Below are 15,747 nucleotides of genomic sequence, written 5' to 3'. Positions count from 1 at the left end.
CGACTATTTTAACACTTTATTGGCTCTGCGCTAAATTAACGTGTTTATATTAATGTAAAAGAGTCTGCATCTAAATAGGCAGGAAACGCTGCTTTAAACTCATCCAGTGGCGCTTTTTCAAGCGTGATAGTAACTAGTTGCTCTGCGTCATCTTGCGCTTTAGTTAACGCATCGCCTTTGAAGTCGAATACTGCCGTACCGCCATTGTGCGCCACACCATTACCGTCGTCACCCACACGATTAACACCTACTACGTAACACAGGTTTTCCATTGCACGCGCCATAAGTAACGTATCCCAAATATGGCGGCGTACAGCAGGCCAATTTGCTACGTTTATCATTACATCGTAGTCGTTATTATTACGTTGAAATACCGGAAAGCGCAGGTCATAGCATACTTGCGGTAATAGTTTAAAACCATTGATTTCAAAAACTTTGCGCGCTTGCCCTGCTACAACATAATCGCCCTCGCGGCCTAAGCGAAATAAATGGCGCTTATCGTAATAACTCACCTCACCATCGGGTTTTACCCAATAAAATCGATTCGCTTTTTTATCGCCTTGTGCAACAAGTACCGAACCCGCAATAACCGCATCATGTTTATGAGCCTGCGCCTTTAACCACGTCAGTACTTTACCGTTTTCAGGCTCTGCACAATCTAAATTAATGGCAAAGCCAGTCGAGAATGTTTCGGGCAGTAAAATAAGATCGGGCTGATGCGTAATTGCTTCAAGCTGCTTATTAAACATGGCTAAATTAGCATCTTTATCAAGCCAATAAAGCGAGCTTTGCAATGCTGTAATGGTTAAAGTTGACATAATATTTGCGCAGCCTCTATGAGAGTGTTGTCGTTTTTAGCAAAGCATAAACGAATTACTTTGTCGGTTGGTGGATTTTGATAAAAAACACTTAACGGAATAGCCGCAACACCGGCTTGCTCAACTAACCAATGGCAAAATTCAACATCGTTTAAATCCGATACATCGCTGTAATCTAACAATAGAAAGTAAGTGCCTTGGCTAGGTAAAATTTTAAAACGGCTGTTACTTAAATGACGCGCTAATAAGTCGCGTTTTTGCTGATAAAACCCGCTTAGCTCATCTATATGCTCACCTTGCTGCTCGAGCATATCGGCAAGCGCATGCTGTGCGGGGGTAAAACTTGAAAACGTAACGTACTGATGAATTTTTCTAAATTCGACAGCTAAATCGGCAGGTGCAATACAGTAACCCATTTTCCAGCCAGTGCTGTGAAACGTTTTACCAAAACTCGATACAACAAAGCTTTTGGCAAATAATTCATCATCGCGTAATACGCTTAAATGCGGTTGTTCATCAAACGTAATGTGCTCATATACCTCATCGCTTATTACATACAAATTGTGAGTACCAACTAACTCTTTAAGCGCTTTTATATCTTGTGGCTGTAATATTTTACCGCTTGGGTTATGAGGCGTATTAATAATAATTGCACGGGTATTTTTAGTAATAGCTTGGCTTACTACTTGCCAATCAATAGTGTAATTTGGCGCACTTAAAGCAATGTGTACCGACTTTCCACCAGCGAGATCAATTGCCGGTTGGTAAGAGTCATATGCAGGGTCAAATACAATCACTTCATCACTGGGGCGCACAATTGTTTGAATAGCCACAAACAATGCCTCTGTTGCACCCGAGGTAACAGTCACTTGATCAGCTGCGTTTATATCAGCTGCATATTTGCGCTTTGCTAAATCAGCAATTTGTTGCTGTAATCGTGGTACACCACTTGAAGGTGAATATTGATTAACGCCCTGCTGCACATAATAATTTAACTGCGTTTTTAAAAGATCAGGAGCATCAAACTCAGGAAAGCCTTGAGAGAGATTAATTGCCGAAAACTCATTAGCCAACCCGCTCATTTGGCTAAATATACTAACGCCTAAATTTGGTAATTTACTTTCAAACACGTGATGCCCTTAATGATGGTTTTGCGCTTAAAGCGATGCTATCATTGCTTAAAACAGAAGTATAGCCGTCTAAAAACAATTAACTTTACGCTCATTAGTGAGGAATGTATGCAAAACAATACCGCTATTTCACAACTTATTGAAGCCGGGAAATGGGTTAGCCAAAAAGGCTGGGTACCCGCAACAGGCGGAAACTTTTCAGCTCGTACTAGCACTGGCTTTGTTGTTACAGCAAGTGGGCACGATAAAGGCTCACTGACGCAAGAGCATTTTTTGCAATTAGATCACCAAGGCGAGCGCCTAGCAGGAGCTGTAAAACCATCGGCAGAAACACAATTACATCTAAGTTTGTATCAGCTTATACCTGATGCGCAGTGTGTTTTGCATACTCACTCTGTAGCCGCTACCGTACTGTCGCAAATTACCCAAGGGCATCAGCTTGATTTAACAGGCTATGAAATGCAAAAAGCACTGAGCGGCTTTACTTCGCATTTAGAAACGCTGAGCATTCCTATTTTCGATAACGATCAAGATATTGACCGATTAAGCCTACTGGTCAGTGACCATCATTTACACACGCCTATAGAGCATGGCGTACTGATACGTGGTCATGGTTTATATGCAGTAGGACGTAATATTGATGAAGTTCGTCGCCACCTAGAAGCCTTAGAGTTTTTATTTAGCTGCGAACTAGAGCGCCTAAAAATAATAGGTATTCAAGCGGGAGTAACTAAATGATTAAAGCCATTTTAACCGACATCGAAGGCACAATAACCCGTATCTCGTTTGTTAAAGAGGTGTTGTTTCCTTACGCAGCAAAACAGTTACCTACCTTTGTACGTGCCAATGCTAATAAGCCAGATGTAGCTGAGCAAATTAGTGCCGTAAAAGCCCTTATCGAAAAGCCAAACGCCGATATTGAAGAGGTCATTAGCACTTTACTTACCTGGATTGATGGAGATAAAAAAATCACTCCACTTAAACAGTTACAAGGCTTAATTTGGCAAACAGGGTATGAACACGGTGATTTTAAGGGTCATTTATACCCAGATGCATTTGATTTTTTACAAGCTCAGTACAACAACGATATAGCTTTATATGTGTACTCGTCAGGGTCAGTAAAAGCGCAGCAGCTACTTTTTAAATACAGTGATTATGGTGACATTCGCAGCTTGTTTACTGACTTTTTTGACACCAAAGTTGGCGCAAAACAAGAGCAAATAGCCTATAACACCATTGTTGAGCTGTTACCGTTTAAAGCAGCAGAAATACTCTTTTTAAGTGATGTAGCCGGTGAGCTTGATGCCGCGCAAGCTGCGGGCTTAAAAACACTACATTTAATTCGTGATGGGCAAGCAAGCACTAAAGCACACCCTTATATTAATGACTTTAGCCAATTTAAATTGGAGCAATTAGTATGAGTCAATTAACAATATATGCTGACAACGATGCAAGCAAAGCACTTGTAAGCACATCAAATGCTGATGATATTACAAAGCAACTAGCTAAAGTAAACGTACGTTTTGAACAATGGCAAGCAAATGCAAATATTAATGAGCACACCACCCACGAGCAAATTATTAGTGCGTACAAAAACGATATAGATCGGTTAAAAACCGAAAGTGGCTATCAAACAGTAGACGTTATATCTCTAGCTAAAGGTAATCTTGGCGCATCAGAGCTGCGCAAAAAGTTTTTATCTGAACATACTCATAGTGAAGACGAAGTGCGTTTTTTTGTAAAAGGCCAAGGGCTATTTTGCCTGCATTTAGGCAATAAGGTTTACCAGGTACTTTGCCAACAAGGCGATTTAATTTCAGTGCCTGAACTTACCCCGCATTGGTTTGATATGGGAAGCGATCCTGAGTTTACTGCCATTCGCTTATTTAACAATACAGAAGGCTGGGTGGCAAAAAGCACTGCCTCGTCTATTGCAGAGCAATTTCCGCTATTATCGTAAGTTATTCATTCAAAACCTTGGTCCACACTAATAAACATAACGTGGACCAAAAATATTGCGAAGTTACTTAAGCTTTATGAGATCGCCATTTTCTACCTGACTTTGGTTATACACACCTGTATCTAACACCCACCCTGTGACCAGTTTTGCCGGCGTTATATCAAATGCAGGGTTATATACATTAGCATTGGTGGGTGCCCATAAAGCCTCACCAAAGCTACCGCTAACTCCGCGCACTTCTTGAGGATTACGCTGCTCTATTTCTATATCATCACCACACGCGGTGTTGGTATCAAGCGTGGTAATAGGCGCAACGACATAAAATGGAATGTTATGAAAATACGCAAGTACGGCTAAATTATAGGTGCCCACTTTATTAGCAAAATCACCATTGGCAGCAATACGATCAGCCCCTACTACTATTTTATCCACCTTACCTGCAGCCATTAAACTTGCCGCCATATTATCACAAATTAATGTGTACGGTATTTCCCAGCGCTCAAGCTCAAAGGCCGTTAAGCGGCCGCCTTGTAATAATGGTCGTGTTTCATCAACCCACACATGTACGTTGCCATATTTTTGCTGAGCTTTGTAAATAACACCCAGTGCAGTACCAATACCAGCGGTTGCAAGCGCCCCTGTATTACAATGAGTTAATATGTTGTCGCCACTATTTATAAGCTCGGCACCACGATTTGCCATTCGTTCACACAGCTCAATATCTTCAATAAACAACCGCTCAGCAGCACTAACAATACCGGCAACATAATCGCTTTGCGTTAAAGCTTTTCGCAATGCCGCCATACAATGCATTAAATTAACCGCCGTTGGACGAGTGGCTTCTAGTTCATTGATTGCTTTTTCAAGCTCACTTTTCACTACCCCTTGCTCAGCTAAATACGCCACTAACAAGCTCGCGCCTAAACCAATAAGTGGGGCTCCACGCACTTTTAAGTTAATGATCAGCTCTTTCATGGTTTCTACATCATGGCACTGATGCCATACCTGCTGGTGAGGTAGTAAATATTGGTCGAGCACACTAAGCGACCCGTTTTCATATTTTAAACTGCTTGCGATTAAGTTTTGCATAATGCTTAAGGTATTAAAAATGCGTAACGTTATTTTACACCACTTTGAATAACTCTCAAGTTAGACTTGTAGACATCTAAACATTTAAAAGTATAGAATGCTTAAAAGCTGATTTTTGAGATTTAAACCATGACTAACTATGTTGCTTTTAATGCACAGCGCGCTATCGATTACGTATCGACATTAATTGAATCTAAACAATGTAATTTTTTTGATTCCGGACAAACCTTAACGGCATATGAGTTTGGTGATGGCAATCTTAATTTAGTATTTAGAATTACTGATGAGCAAAACAATAGTGTTATTTTAAAGCAAGCTCTGCCTTACGCGCGTTGCGTGGGTGAGTCGTGGCCATTAACGCTTGATAGAGCCCGTATAGAAGCACAAGTTTTACTTAACCATGGTGCTATTTGCCCTACTTATACTGCTAATGTTTTACATTATAGTGAAATGCAAGCGCTGACTATTTTAGAAGATTTAGGTAATTTACAAATATTGCGTACTGCACAAAATAATGCAGAGCAATTCCCTAAATTAGCGCAGCACGTAGCGACCTACTTAAGCCACACCGGCTTTTATAATTCAGATTTTTACTTAACCGCGCAAACTAAAAAAGCACTCGTTAGCCAATTTACTAATCCTGAGCTTTGCCAAATCACTGAAGACTTATTTTTTAGCGATCCGTACATTGAGCACGAACGCAATAACTACCCAAAGCAACTACAAAACGAAGTTGACGCAATACAAAAAAACAACGCATTGAAGTTAGAAATAGCAAAACTAAAAGCTAATTTTTTATCTAACCCGCAAACATTACTTCATGGTGATATGCACAGCGGTAGCATTTTTGTTGATTGTAATAACACAAAGATGATTGACCCGGAGTTTGGCTTTTTTGGGCCTATTGGGTTCGATATTGGCTCTTTTATTGGTAATTTACTATTGAATTACTGCGCGCAAGCAGGTCATATTGATGACTTTGTAGCACGTCGCAATTACCAAACACATTTACTTAGCTGTATCGTAGACACCTATAGTTTATTTGAGCAGCAATGGCTTGAATTAATACGCACTAAAACATTGGATGAATCATTAGCGCCAGTAGGCTATGCGCAATACTTTATGAAAAACGTATTGCAAGATGCTGTTGGTTACTGTGGTGCTGAGCTAATTAGGCGTACTATAGGGCTTGCGCACGTAAGCGATATAGATAGTATTAGTGATGACAATGCGCGCCTTACAGTGCAAAAACAAACATTAGCACTAGGCGAGCAACTTATTTTAAATGCACAAACATGCAACAACAAAGAAGCATTCTTTAGTTTATTAATAAGCCAATTAAACTAACAAGCATTAAAAAAGGCGCTATAAGCGCCTTCTAGTTGTTAAAACTTATTTGTAGTTTTCATAAATTTTATCAAGCGGCTCTGAAAGCCCACTTTCTTGCACTATCCGAACATGTTTACGGCCTAATTCACGTGCACTTGTTACACCACATGAGTGAGCAATTAAACCGGCTCCGTAATGAATGTATTTATTATAGTTAGCTACTCGTTGCGCTTTATCAGCTACATTTAAGCCGCGTTGCAAACGCTCGTTATGCGTAGTGATCCCGGTTGGACAGGTATCTTTATTACATTGCATTGCCTGAATACAGCCCAGTGCAAACATATGACCACGAGCCGATACAACAAAATCAGCACCGAGCGCTAATGCCCATGCAACCTTTGAAGGAACGATTAATTTACCCGATGCAATAATTTTCACGCGTTCTCGAAGCCCGTGCTTTTCAAGCATATTAACAACAAGCGGCAAGCTTTCGCGAAGAGGTAAACCCACCGAATCCATAAGCGGCTGCGGTGCAGCCCCCGTACCACCATCAGCACTATCAATTGTTATAAAATCGGGTGCCGACTCAATGCCACGATGATTAATTTCTGCAAATAACGTTTCTAACCAGGTGTAATCACCAATAACGGCTTTAAAGCCTGTTGGTTTTCCTGTGGCATTACGTACAGTGGCTATCATATCGAGAATATCGGCTGGATTTTTAATTTCAGGGTGTCCATTTGGGCTAATCGAATCTTGCCCTTCTGGAATACCCCTAATTTTAGCTATTTCGGCGTTAACTTTGCGCCCTGGTAACATACCGCCTTTACCTGGTTTTGCACCTTGGCTCATTTTTAGCTCGAACATTTTGACTTGTTCGTGAGCTGCTATTTCTTTAAGTTTTTCGGTGCTTAAGTTTCCATGCTCGTCTCGGGCACCATATTTAGCTGTACCAATTTGAAATACCAGATCGGCGCCACCTTCAAGGTGGTAAGGGCTTAAGCCCCCTTCACCTGTGTTCATCCAGCAACCCGCTAATTTAGCACCTTTTGATAAAGCGCGCACAGCAGGCTTTGAAAGCGCACCAAAGCTCATGCCCGACACATTAAATAACGAATTAGTGGTGTAAGGTGTTTTACAATACGGACCTAAAGTAACATTACTCGGGTCGAGTGCTTCTTCATCTAAAGTAGGAAAAGCACAGTTCATAAACATAACCGTACCCGTCACTTCTAAGCTTTGTGTTGAACCAAATGCAGCGGTGCGATCGACATCTTTTGCTGCGCGGTAAACCCAACTGCGCTCAGCGCGGTTAAATGGCATTTCTTCTCGATCGAGAGCAAAAAAGTATTGTCTGAAAAATTCACCTTGGCGTTCAAAAAAATATCGAAAGCGGCCAATTACTGGGTAGTTACGCCTAATAGCATGTTTTGTTTGTGTTATATCGCGAAAGTAAAAAATAATAACAGTAAGCACAATTAACCCAAGTGCGATAATAAAAATACTCGCAAATACGTCAATACTAAACATAATGAAATTGCTCATCTAAGGCCCCTTGATGGCTATATTTTTAGATAATACCTATTGCGTAGTATGTGAATATTTTGACGATTGGAGTCGCTAAAATAAACTACATTACTAGGTCTGTGGTATAAAAAAGGTGTTGCGGTCAAAATGACACAACACCTTTGTTTGTTCAAGGTTTATAAGCCCTACAAAGCTAATTTTGCAGCTTAGTTAACTCATTTTTTATATATAAACGTACCTGTGTTTCTAATACTGACAAGGGCACTGAACCATGGCGAAGAACCTGATGATGAAATTCGCGAATATCAAAATTTGGTCCAAGCGCTTGCTCTGCTTCAACACGTAAACGTTTAATAGTTAACTCACCAATTTTGTATGACAGTGCCTGAGCTGGCCAAGATATATAACGATCAGTTTCTGTTTTAACATTATGCAGCGAAAGCGCGGTGTTCTCGCTCATAAAGTTCATAGCTCGCTCGCGGCTCCAGCCATACATGTGCATCCCTGTATCAACAACCAAACGTGCTGCTCGCCACATTTCATAAGTTAAGCGACCAAAACGGCTATATGGGTCTTGATAAAAGCCTGCCTCTAAACCTAAATATTCAGAGTAAAGCCCCCAACCTTCGCCAAATGCCGAAAGGTAAGCATCACGACGATAGCTCGGCAAATTTTCAAGCTCTGCATTAAGTGATATTTGTAAATGATGACCTGGCACTGCTTCGTGCAACGTTAATGCTTCTAAAACATACAGAGGGCGCTTATCTAAAGCGTAAGTATTTACCCAGTAGTATCCAGCTTCATCATTTCGATTAGAGCCAGAATACCGACCTGTTGTGTATTTAGGGGCAATACTTGCGGGTACCGGTGCCACGCCATAAGGTTTGCGCGGCAAGGTATGAAATAACTTAGGCAGCTGTGCATCCATTTTTTTAGCAATGTAAGATGCTTCTTTCAAAAGTTGCTCTGGTGTTGTTGCGTAAAACTGTGGGTCGGTACGTAAAAAGTGAATAAACTCAGCAAATGAGCCTTTAAAACCAACTTCTTTTATTACAGCTTCCATTTCACCTCGAATGCGAGCAACTTCTTTTAAGCCTAGCTCGTGGATCTCTTTTGGTGTCATGTCGGTAGTGGTGTAATGCTTAGCACGGTTTTTATAAAAAGCTTTGCCATTAGGGGTTTCTGAAATACCAATACTTGTGCGGGCGCCCGGTTGGTATTGCTCAGTAAAAAACGTTAAGTAGCCTTTATATGCTGGTATTACTTTATTTTTTAAAACAACTTTAGCTCGCTGTTGAAGTGCATAAAAGTCACTCTCACTTAAACTGGCAGTGTTAGCTAAAAACGGTTTATAAAATTCTGATTGAGTTACATCATCAACAATATAAGTACTTATGGAGTCTTCGTATCCTTCTAACACTGCTTTTGGTTGGGTGAGACCTGTTTCGAGCCCTTTTTTCATCCAATATATATTTTGCTCAAAAAAGCGGGGGATTTGTGCTAAACGTGCAAGGTATGTCTCTAAATCTTGCTCTTTTTTATATTGAGAACTGTTAACGATGTACGACAGACCGGAGTGAAAACCATACTCAGATGTAAGCGGCATGTAATGCGCATTAAACACATATTCGTCAACGCTATTTTGCACCTGAGCACGAATAATACTTAAGTTAATTTGATTTTCGTCACTAAGCTTAGTTGCATCTACGGCATCTAAGTCTGCTAATAATTGAGTATTACTTTTGTACTGCTTTGCTAAAAATTCTGGCGATAAATTGGCAAGTAAATAGCCATCAACCCCTTTTGAACTGCTATAAGGATTTATACTTTCTCTATATTGAACAATAGATTGTGCTACTTGAGTAAACTGCTCATCCGCATTGGGTGTGGTTATTTGACATGCACTTAACGAACATAAAGCAGTTATGCCAAGAAGCGTTTGGCGAAGCGTTTTTGGTAAAAAAAGATTCATTATTATTTAACTTGATGATGCAATAGATTGCATAAAACTATCGTAGGCTAAAGAAATAGCAAGTAAATGAGACAAACTAGCATATTGAAATAATGCTACATACGTTAACAGAAGTAAAAACCAGCCGAATTGATGAGAAAAACAGCGATTGGGCTGCTAAAGTAAAATTTAAGTTCCCTAACTATCGTTTTTGCTTTTAAATAGCGCGGATAATGATTACTGTATAAAAAAATAATAAAAAGCTCGGACGCATAACCGCCTCATGGAATGAGATATTTTAAAATTTGCACTTATGCGTACTTAGTTGGTATTTAAAATGATGTTCCATGATTCCATGGCTATTGCACAAGAGAAGATGACTAAAGTGTGTGTGTTTTTAGAGCGCTATGCACTTTCTCCTACGCCGCTCAATTATCAAGTTGTTTATACCTATACTAGCCAAACTAACCTTGAGCTGAACAAAGCCTTAGACCGCGCTATAGCGGTTGAAGACAATATAGACAGCGTTTTAATTGAACAGCTCCATGCTGAATTTTTAAATACCGGTCACACAGATCAAGTCAACATGATTCAAAATGTTGATGGTGTTATAAGTTCACTTTCTCAAAACTCTCAAGCTACTGAAAAACAGATAATTCGCTTTGCGGGTCAGGTGAGCGAATGCGTACATTCACTAGATGAGAACAACATAGAACAAAGCCGTCAAGCGCTTGAAGTACTTCATAATCAAACCGCCGAATTACTAAATCAACACAAGCAATTTAAGCAAGAACTAATTAAAGCCAAACAACTACACGAAAAAACAAAAAAGCAGCTAAATCAACTTCGTAAACAACATATTATTGATAGCCAAACAGGGCTTTATAAACGCCATTATTTAACGCAACAAACTCAAGTATGGACTAATCAAAAAAAGTCTATTTGCGCCATTGCGATTCAAATAGATAACCTTGATCACTTTACTGAAAATTACGGTGATATAATTGGTGAAGTTATTTTGAATAAAGTAGCTAAACAAGTGCAAAAATATGTTTTTCAAAGTGGCTTACCTGGCCGCACAGCTAAAGATCAATTTACTGTTTTACTCGCCGATATAGACCCAGAAACAGCCAATGTTATTGCTGAAAAAGTCCGAAATGGAGTCGAAAAGCTTCGCTTTGTTAGTTCAAAAACAGGGATTAAGTTACCTAGTATTGGCTTATCTCTAGGAATTGCTCAACATCTACAAGAAGATGATTTTAACCAGTTAGCTAAAAAAGCGTCTCATGCGGCTTTTAAAGCGCGGTCATTAGGACAAAGTAGCTACACTGCAGGGCAATAAATTACCTGATAAATCATATTCAAATTGCGCCTACTGCGTACAATAAAGTACACTAACCTCTATTGTCACGATAGAGATTAGTCATGAACGAAACCGAACAAAAGACCACGCATTTTGGTTATAAAACAGTAGCCGAGGGCGACAAAGCTTCTATGGTTGCTGATGTATTTCACTCAGTAGCTGCAAAATACGATGTAATGAATGATTTAATGTCTTTTGGTGTGCATCGTTTATGGAAACGTCAAACTATTGCAAGCTCAGGTGTTCGTAAAGGCCATCATGTACTCGATTTAGCCGGCGGCACTGGCGACTTAACGGCAAAATTTAGCCAATTAGTTGGCGAGACCGGTCAAGTTGTTTTGGGCGATATAAATTCATCTATGCTTAAGGTTGGTCGTGAAAAACTACACAATCTTGGCTTAGTAGGCAATATTGACTACGTACAAATGAATGCAGAAATGCTGCCATTTCCAGATAATAGCTTTGATGTGATCACTATTGCCTTTGGCTTACGTAACGTTACCGATAAAGACAAAGCATTACGCTCTATGTACCGTATTTTAAAGCCAGGTGGCAGATTACTTGTTTTAGAGTTTTCAAAACCAGAGCATGACGTACTTAGTAAAGCTTACGATTTTTACTCATTTAATTTATTGCCAACAATGGGTAAGCTAGTTGCTAACGACAGTGAATCGTACAAGTATTTAGCTGAGTCTATTCGTATGCATCCAGATCAAGACACATTAAAAGCGATGATGGAAGATGCGGGCTTTGAACAAACAACATACCAAAACCTCACAGGCGGAATTGTTGCACTGCATCGTGGTTTTAAATATTAAGGCTAGCAGTTATGGCGCTTGAAAAAATAACAAAAAGCAATAATGGTGCAATGTCATCTGAGTTTTTTATGTTACCTAATTTTGTACTTTCGCTAATTGAGCGTGTACTAAATCAAGCGCTTAGCCTTGACCCAAAATTATCTCAAAAGCTAAACGCCGTTAAACATAAGCGCTTAGTGGTTGAAATAAGAGATTGGCAACAAAGCATCCAACTCGTTTATAGTGCTGATCAATTACACTTATACAGCGCTCAAAGCAATGAAAATGCAGATTGTATGATCAGCGCAGATATAGAGACACTTTTAGCGCTCAAAAACCCTGCAATGCTTACCCAATTAATTCGCCAAGATAAGCTCGACTTACAAGGCGATTTAAATATTGCGCAAACTTATAGCAATGCATTTTCAGGTATTGATATTGATTGGCCTGAACAACTTTCTAAATACATTGGCGATGCCCCCGCTCAGCAGTTATACCTGCACTTAAAAGAGCTAAAACAAAAGAGCAGCAAAACCAATACTAAAATAAGTACCATGCTTACAAGTTTATGCCAAGATGAGCTCGCAATTACTATTCATCCATTAGAACTTGAGCAATTTAAACAAAAAAATAGAGAACTCAAAGGACAAGTCGCTGCCGTTGAGCAACGCATTAACGCCCTCTTAAATTCTTTTTTACCTTCAAACACCCGCTAAGGATTTTTTGTGTCGACTGCACGTTTGTATAACATCACCAAAACGTTACTTAGCTATGGACTAGACGAGCTAATTCCAAAGCATAAAGTGCCTTGGTTTGGTAAAATAGCCCGTGGCAGTTTATTTTGGCTGCGTAATCAGCACAAAGAAAAACCTGCGGGGCTACGTTTACGTTTAGCATTGCAAGAGCTGGGTCCTGTTTGGATCAAATTTGGTCAAATGCTCTCTACTCGTCGTGATTTACTCCCTCATGATATCGCTTTAGAGCTTGCGTTTTTACAAGATCAAGTTCAACCATTTGAAGGCGAGCTCGCACAAAAAATAATAGAAAAAGCGCTCGAAATTAACGATATAAGTGAATTATTTAGTGAGTTTTCACAAACTCCACTGGCCTCTGCATCTATAGCGCAAGTACATACAGCAAAACTTATTGATGAGCAGAGTATTGAGCAAGATGTCGTAATTAAGGTTATTAGACCCAATATTTATGAGCAAATTAATGCCGATTTAGCGCTAATGGAAAAGCTCGCAAAGGTACTTGCAAAAGTACATAACGAATCAAAACGCCTGCGCCCGGTTGAAGTAGTTAAAGAATATAAAAAAACACTCCTAGACGAGCTCGACTTAATGCGAGAAGGTGCCAACGGCATTCAACTAAAACGCAATTTTGAAGGCTCTGATTCATTATACATCCCTGCAGTTTACAGTGATTACAGCCGTAGCAATGTGCTGGTGATGGAGCGTATTTACGGCATACCCGTCTCTGATACCGATGCACTTATGGCGCAAAACACTAATATGAAATTACTTGCTGAGCGTGGCGTAGAAGTGTTTTTTACGCAGGTGTTTAGAGACAGTTTTTTTCATGCCGACATGCATCCGGGTAATATTTTCGTCTCTCGAGAGCACCCTGAAAACCCAATGTATATCGGTATTGATTGCGGTATTGTTGGTACGTTAAGCAAAGAAGATAAACGCTATTTAGCTGAAAACTTTATCGCCTTTTTTAATCGTGATTATCGCCAAGTTGCACAGCTACACGTTGATTCTGGTTGGGTACCACCAGATACTAGCATTGAAGAATTTGAATTTGCGATTCGCACAGTTTGCGAGCCTATATTTAATAAACCTTTGGCCGAAATTTCATTTGGGCACGTACTCGTAAATCTATTTAATACTGCACGTCGTTTTAACATGCAGGTACAGCCGCAATTAGTACTACTACAAAAAACTTTATTATACGTTGAAGGATTGGGACGTCAGCTTTACCCACAACTCGACTTATGGAAAACAGCTAAGCCCTTTTTAGAAGACTGGGTAAAGCAACAAGTTGGACCGCTATCAGTACTGAAGCAAATGTATGCTAACTTGCCATTTTGGGCTGAAAAAATGCCTGAGTTACCGGATCTAATTTATCAAAATTTAAAGCGTGCACCACACATTCAACCTCAAGAACAAAAGGTATCTCATAAACCTTTAATATTGAGTTTATTTGGTAGTGCTACAATGATTATGGCAACACTTTGTTATTTACAGCACGATTTAATAGCTGCAAGTCTTGCAATAAGCTTATCGGCTATTAGCTTTATAGCGGCATGGCGCAGCGCATAAACTGGGTGCTATTTGCGCTAGTGAGCGTATAATTAGTATTTAAAATAAACATTTAACCGTTTTATATATTGGAGAAAACCATGGGTTTTGGTGGTATTAGTATTTGGCAATTATTAATTGTTTTAGCGATCATAGTTTTACTTTTTGGCACAAAAAAACTACGCGGGATGGGTGGCGATATTGGGGGCGCTGTAAAGGGCTTCAAAAAAGCAATGTCGGATGATCAAATGAGCGAGAAAGAGAAATCCGAGCAAATTCAACAATCAGAAAAAAACACTGCTGACAACTCAACCGATACTGAAAAAAACAAAGATAACAATAAGGTTTAATTAGTATGGGCATGTGGGAACTTGTTGTTATTTTTATTGTTGGTTTAGTGGTGCTCGGCCCTGAGCGTTTACCTGTTGCGATTAGAACAGTGAGTAAATGGGTTAAAACCGCTAAATCACTTGCCAACTCAGTAAAAGCCGAAGTAAGTGAAGAACTTCGAATCCATGAGCTGCACGAAAACCTTAAAAAAGCAGAACAGCAAGAATTAAAAGATTTAAGCCCTGAGTTACAAAGCTCACTAACAGAGCTACAAAAAGCGGCTGAATCAGTTACTCACAGCTACAAGAAACAACAATCTGATACATCAAATAACCAACAACTTGATGAGAAAAAGTGAAATTTATTTCTCACTTTGTGGTCAACTTACTACATGGTATAAAAAATAATGGCTGAGGAAGTAAAATCAGGGTTTGTAGCTCATTTAATTGAGTTGCGTGATCGGCTAATAAAAGCGCTACTAAGCATTTTTGTTATTTTTATTGCCATAGTATATTTTGCAAATGATATTTATGCTTTTGTTGCACAGCCGTTAGTCTCGCATTTGCCAAGTACGGCAACCATGATTGCAACCGATGTAACAGCTCCCTTTTTTGCACCTTTCAAACTTACTTTATTTGTCGCTTTATTTGCGTCGATTCCATGGATATTGCATCAAGTTTGGGGGTTTATAGCGCCGGGTTTATATCAGCACGAAAAGAAAATGCTCATGCCTATTCTCGCCTCAAGTATAATATTATTTTATGGCGGTATAGCCTTTTGTTACTTTGTAGTCCTGCCAATTATTTTAGGATTTTTTACAAGTACCGGTCCCGAAATGATGACCCTTGCACCTGACATAAGTAGTTATCTAGGATTTGTATTAAAGTTGTTTTTTGCATTTGGCGTCGCTTTCGAAATTCCAGTGGCTATTATGTTGCTATGCTGGAGTGGCGCAACAACAACAAAAAGCTTAAAAGAAAAGCGCCCTTATATCGTCGTGGGTGTTTTTGTAGTCGCGATGTTTTTAACACCGCCTGATGTATTATCACAAACATTGCTAGCATTTCCGATGCTTCTTCTGTTTGAACTAGGTCTAATTTTAGCAAAGTTTTATACCGCTAAACCACAAAAAGAATCTGAGGAATAA

16 protein-coding genes are annotated in these 15,747 nt (G+C 39.6%); 11 read left to right on the top strand and 5 right to left on the bottom strand.

All coding sequences use genetic code 11. The features are described 5' to 3' along the window. Nucleotides 1–44: 44 nt before the first annotated feature. The gene (locus H5089_RS17000; RefSeq protein ID WP_182712709.1) at nucleotides 45–818 is read right to left on the bottom strand and encodes an amidohydrolase; all 774 of its coding nucleotides are present in this window, start codon (nucleotides 816–818) and stop codon (nucleotides 45–47) included. Then, nucleotides 806–1,948, bottom strand: coding sequence for a methionine aminotransferase (locus tag H5089_RS16995; RefSeq protein ID WP_182712708.1), 1,143 nt, complete (start codon nucleotides 1,946–1,948; stop codon nucleotides 806–808). The genes H5089_RS17000 and H5089_RS16995 overlap by 13 nt, the downstream gene beginning before the upstream one ends. A 108-nt stretch (nucleotides 1,949–2,056) precedes the next feature. Here H5089_RS16995 and H5089_RS16990 point away from each other — a divergent pair, with 108 nt between their 5' ends. From H5089_RS16990 to H5089_RS16980, 3 genes are read left to right on the top strand one after another with little or no spacing between them, the layout of a single operon-like run. Continuing rightward, nucleotides 2,057–2,686: a methylthioribulose 1-phosphate dehydratase gene (locus H5089_RS16990; RefSeq protein WP_004334937.1), complete on the top strand. Its 630-nt coding sequence runs from the start codon at nucleotides 2,057–2,059 to the stop codon at nucleotides 2,684–2,686. After that, nucleotides 2,683–3,369, top strand: a complete 687-nt coding sequence (gene mtnC, locus H5089_RS16985) for an acireductone synthase (RefSeq protein ID WP_182712707.1) — start codon at nucleotides 2,683–2,685, stop codon at nucleotides 3,367–3,369. The genes H5089_RS16990 and mtnC overlap by 4 nt, the downstream gene beginning before the upstream one ends. After that, entirely contained in the window at nucleotides 3,366–3,908 is a 543-nt protein-coding gene (locus H5089_RS16980) for an acireductone dioxygenase (RefSeq protein WP_182712706.1), read from the top strand. Before mtnC ends, H5089_RS16980 begins: the two co-directional genes overlap by 4 nt. A gap of 63 nt (nucleotides 3,909–3,971) precedes the next feature. Here H5089_RS16980 and mtnA read toward each other — a convergent pair whose 3' ends face one another. Beyond that, entirely contained in the window at nucleotides 3,972–4,997 is a 1,026-nt protein-coding gene (gene mtnA, locus H5089_RS16975) for an S-methyl-5-thioribose-1-phosphate isomerase (protein WP_182712705.1), read from the bottom strand. A 129-nt stretch (nucleotides 4,998–5,126) separates the two neighbouring features. Here mtnA and mtnK point away from each other — a divergent pair, with 129 nt between their 5' ends. After that, on the top strand, nucleotides 5,127–6,344 hold the full coding sequence (gene mtnK, locus H5089_RS16970) for an S-methyl-5-thioribose kinase (RefSeq protein WP_182712704.1): 1,218 nt from the start codon (nucleotides 5,127–5,129) through the stop codon (nucleotides 6,342–6,344). A 45-nt stretch (nucleotides 6,345–6,389) separates the two neighbouring features. On the opposite strand, the gene H5089_RS16965 is transcribed toward mtnK, so the two are convergent. Both H5089_RS16965 and H5089_RS16960 read right to left on the bottom strand, forming a co-directional pair. Continuing rightward, the gene (locus H5089_RS16965) at nucleotides 6,390–7,871 is read right to left on the bottom strand and encodes an FMN-binding glutamate synthase family protein (protein ID WP_182712703.1); all 1,482 of its coding nucleotides are present in this window, start codon (nucleotides 7,869–7,871) and stop codon (nucleotides 6,390–6,392) included. Between the two features lie 175 nt (nucleotides 7,872–8,046). Next, nucleotides 8,047–9,825: a DUF885 family protein gene (locus H5089_RS16960; RefSeq protein ID WP_182712702.1), complete on the bottom strand. Its 1,779-nt coding sequence runs from the start codon at nucleotides 9,823–9,825 to the stop codon at nucleotides 8,047–8,049. A gap of 334 nt (nucleotides 9,826–10,159) precedes the next feature. Between H5089_RS16960 and H5089_RS16955 the strand changes: the two genes are divergently transcribed. The 7 genes from H5089_RS16955 (at nucleotide 10,160) to tatC (ending at nucleotide 15,747) form a co-directional block, all read left to right on the top strand. Continuing rightward, nucleotides 10,160–11,146, top strand: coding sequence for a GGDEF domain-containing protein (locus H5089_RS16955; protein ID WP_182712717.1), 987 nt, complete (start codon nucleotides 10,160–10,162; stop codon nucleotides 11,144–11,146). A gap of 83 nt (nucleotides 11,147–11,229) precedes the next feature. Next, nucleotides 11,230–11,985: a bifunctional demethylmenaquinone methyltransferase/2-methoxy-6-polyprenyl-1,4-benzoquinol methylase UbiE gene (ubiE, locus tag H5089_RS16950; protein WP_024597074.1), complete on the top strand. Its 756-nt coding sequence runs from the start codon at nucleotides 11,230–11,232 to the stop codon at nucleotides 11,983–11,985. Nucleotides 11,986–11,996: 11 nt separating this feature from the next. After that, nucleotides 11,997–12,680: an SCP2 domain-containing protein gene (locus tag H5089_RS16945; protein WP_182712701.1), complete on the top strand. Its 684-nt coding sequence runs from the start codon at nucleotides 11,997–11,999 to the stop codon at nucleotides 12,678–12,680. Nucleotides 12,681–12,689: 9 nt separating this feature from the next. Then, a complete protein-coding gene (ubiB, locus tag H5089_RS16940) occupies nucleotides 12,690–14,291 on the top strand; it encodes a ubiquinone biosynthesis regulatory protein kinase UbiB (protein WP_024597076.1) in 1,602 nt (533 codons plus the stop codon). Nucleotides 14,292–14,371: 80 nt separating this feature from the next. Continuing rightward, the gene (gene tatA / locus H5089_RS16935) at nucleotides 14,372–14,620 is read left to right on the top strand and encodes a Sec-independent protein translocase subunit TatA (RefSeq protein ID WP_004334954.1); all 249 of its coding nucleotides are present in this window, start codon (nucleotides 14,372–14,374) and stop codon (nucleotides 14,618–14,620) included. 5 nt (nucleotides 14,621–14,625) lie between these two features. Further along, the gene (gene tatB, locus H5089_RS16930) at nucleotides 14,626–14,958 is read left to right on the top strand and encodes a Sec-independent protein translocase protein TatB (RefSeq protein ID WP_024597077.1); all 333 of its coding nucleotides are present in this window, start codon (nucleotides 14,626–14,628) and stop codon (nucleotides 14,956–14,958) included. Nucleotides 14,959–15,006: 48 nt separating this feature from the next. Continuing rightward, the gene (gene tatC, locus H5089_RS16925) at nucleotides 15,007–15,747 is read left to right on the top strand and encodes a twin-arginine translocase subunit TatC (RefSeq protein WP_004334958.1); all 741 of its coding nucleotides are present in this window, start codon (nucleotides 15,007–15,009) and stop codon (nucleotides 15,745–15,747) included.

It is taken from the genome of Pseudoalteromonas sp. SR45-1 (genome assembly GCF_014163655.1).
In the GTDB taxonomy this organism is placed as follows: Bacteria; Pseudomonadota; Gammaproteobacteria; order Enterobacterales; family Alteromonadaceae; genus Pseudoalteromonas; species Pseudoalteromonas distincta.
This window is presented reverse-complemented; position numbering and strand designations above follow the sequence as displayed.

Coding starts and splice junctions, on each gene's coding strand:
- H5089_RS17000 (WP_182712709.1), bottom strand. CDS start 818: ATGTCAACTTTAACCATTACAGCATTGCAAAGCTCGCTTTATTGGCTT.
- H5089_RS16990 (WP_004334937.1), top strand. CDS start 2,057: ATGCAAAACAATACCGCTATTTCACAACTTATTGAAGCCGGGAAATGG.
- mtnC (WP_182712707.1), top strand. CDS start 2,683: ATGATTAAAGCCATTTTAACCGACATCGAAGGCACAATAACCCGTATC.
- H5089_RS16980 (WP_182712706.1), top strand. CDS start 3,366: ATGAGTCAATTAACAATATATGCTGACAACGATGCAAGCAAAGCACTT.
- mtnA (WP_182712705.1), bottom strand. CDS start 4,997: ATGCAAAACTTAATCGCAAGCAGTTTAAAATATGAAAACGGGTCGCTT.
- mtnK (WP_182712704.1), top strand. CDS start 5,127: ATGACTAACTATGTTGCTTTTAATGCACAGCGCGCTATCGATTACGTA.
- H5089_RS16965 (WP_182712703.1), bottom strand. CDS start 7,871: ATGAGCAATTTCATTATGTTTAGTATTGACGTATTTGCGAGTATTTTT.
- H5089_RS16960 (WP_182712702.1), bottom strand. CDS start 9,825: ATGAATCTTTTTTTACCAAAAACGCTTCGCCAAACGCTTCTTGGCATA.
- H5089_RS16955 (WP_182712717.1), top strand. CDS start 10,160: ATGGCTATTGCACAAGAGAAGATGACTAAAGTGTGTGTGTTTTTAGAG.
- ubiE (WP_024597074.1), top strand. CDS start 11,230: ATGAACGAAACCGAACAAAAGACCACGCATTTTGGTTATAAAACAGTA.
- H5089_RS16945 (WP_182712701.1), top strand. CDS start 11,997: ATGGCGCTTGAAAAAATAACAAAAAGCAATAATGGTGCAATGTCATCT.
- tatA (WP_004334954.1), top strand. CDS start 14,372: ATGGGTTTTGGTGGTATTAGTATTTGGCAATTATTAATTGTTTTAGCG.
- tatB (WP_024597077.1), top strand. CDS start 14,626: ATGGGCATGTGGGAACTTGTTGTTATTTTTATTGTTGGTTTAGTGGTG.
- tatC (WP_004334958.1), top strand. CDS start 15,007: ATGGCTGAGGAAGTAAAATCAGGGTTTGTAGCTCATTTAATTGAGTTG.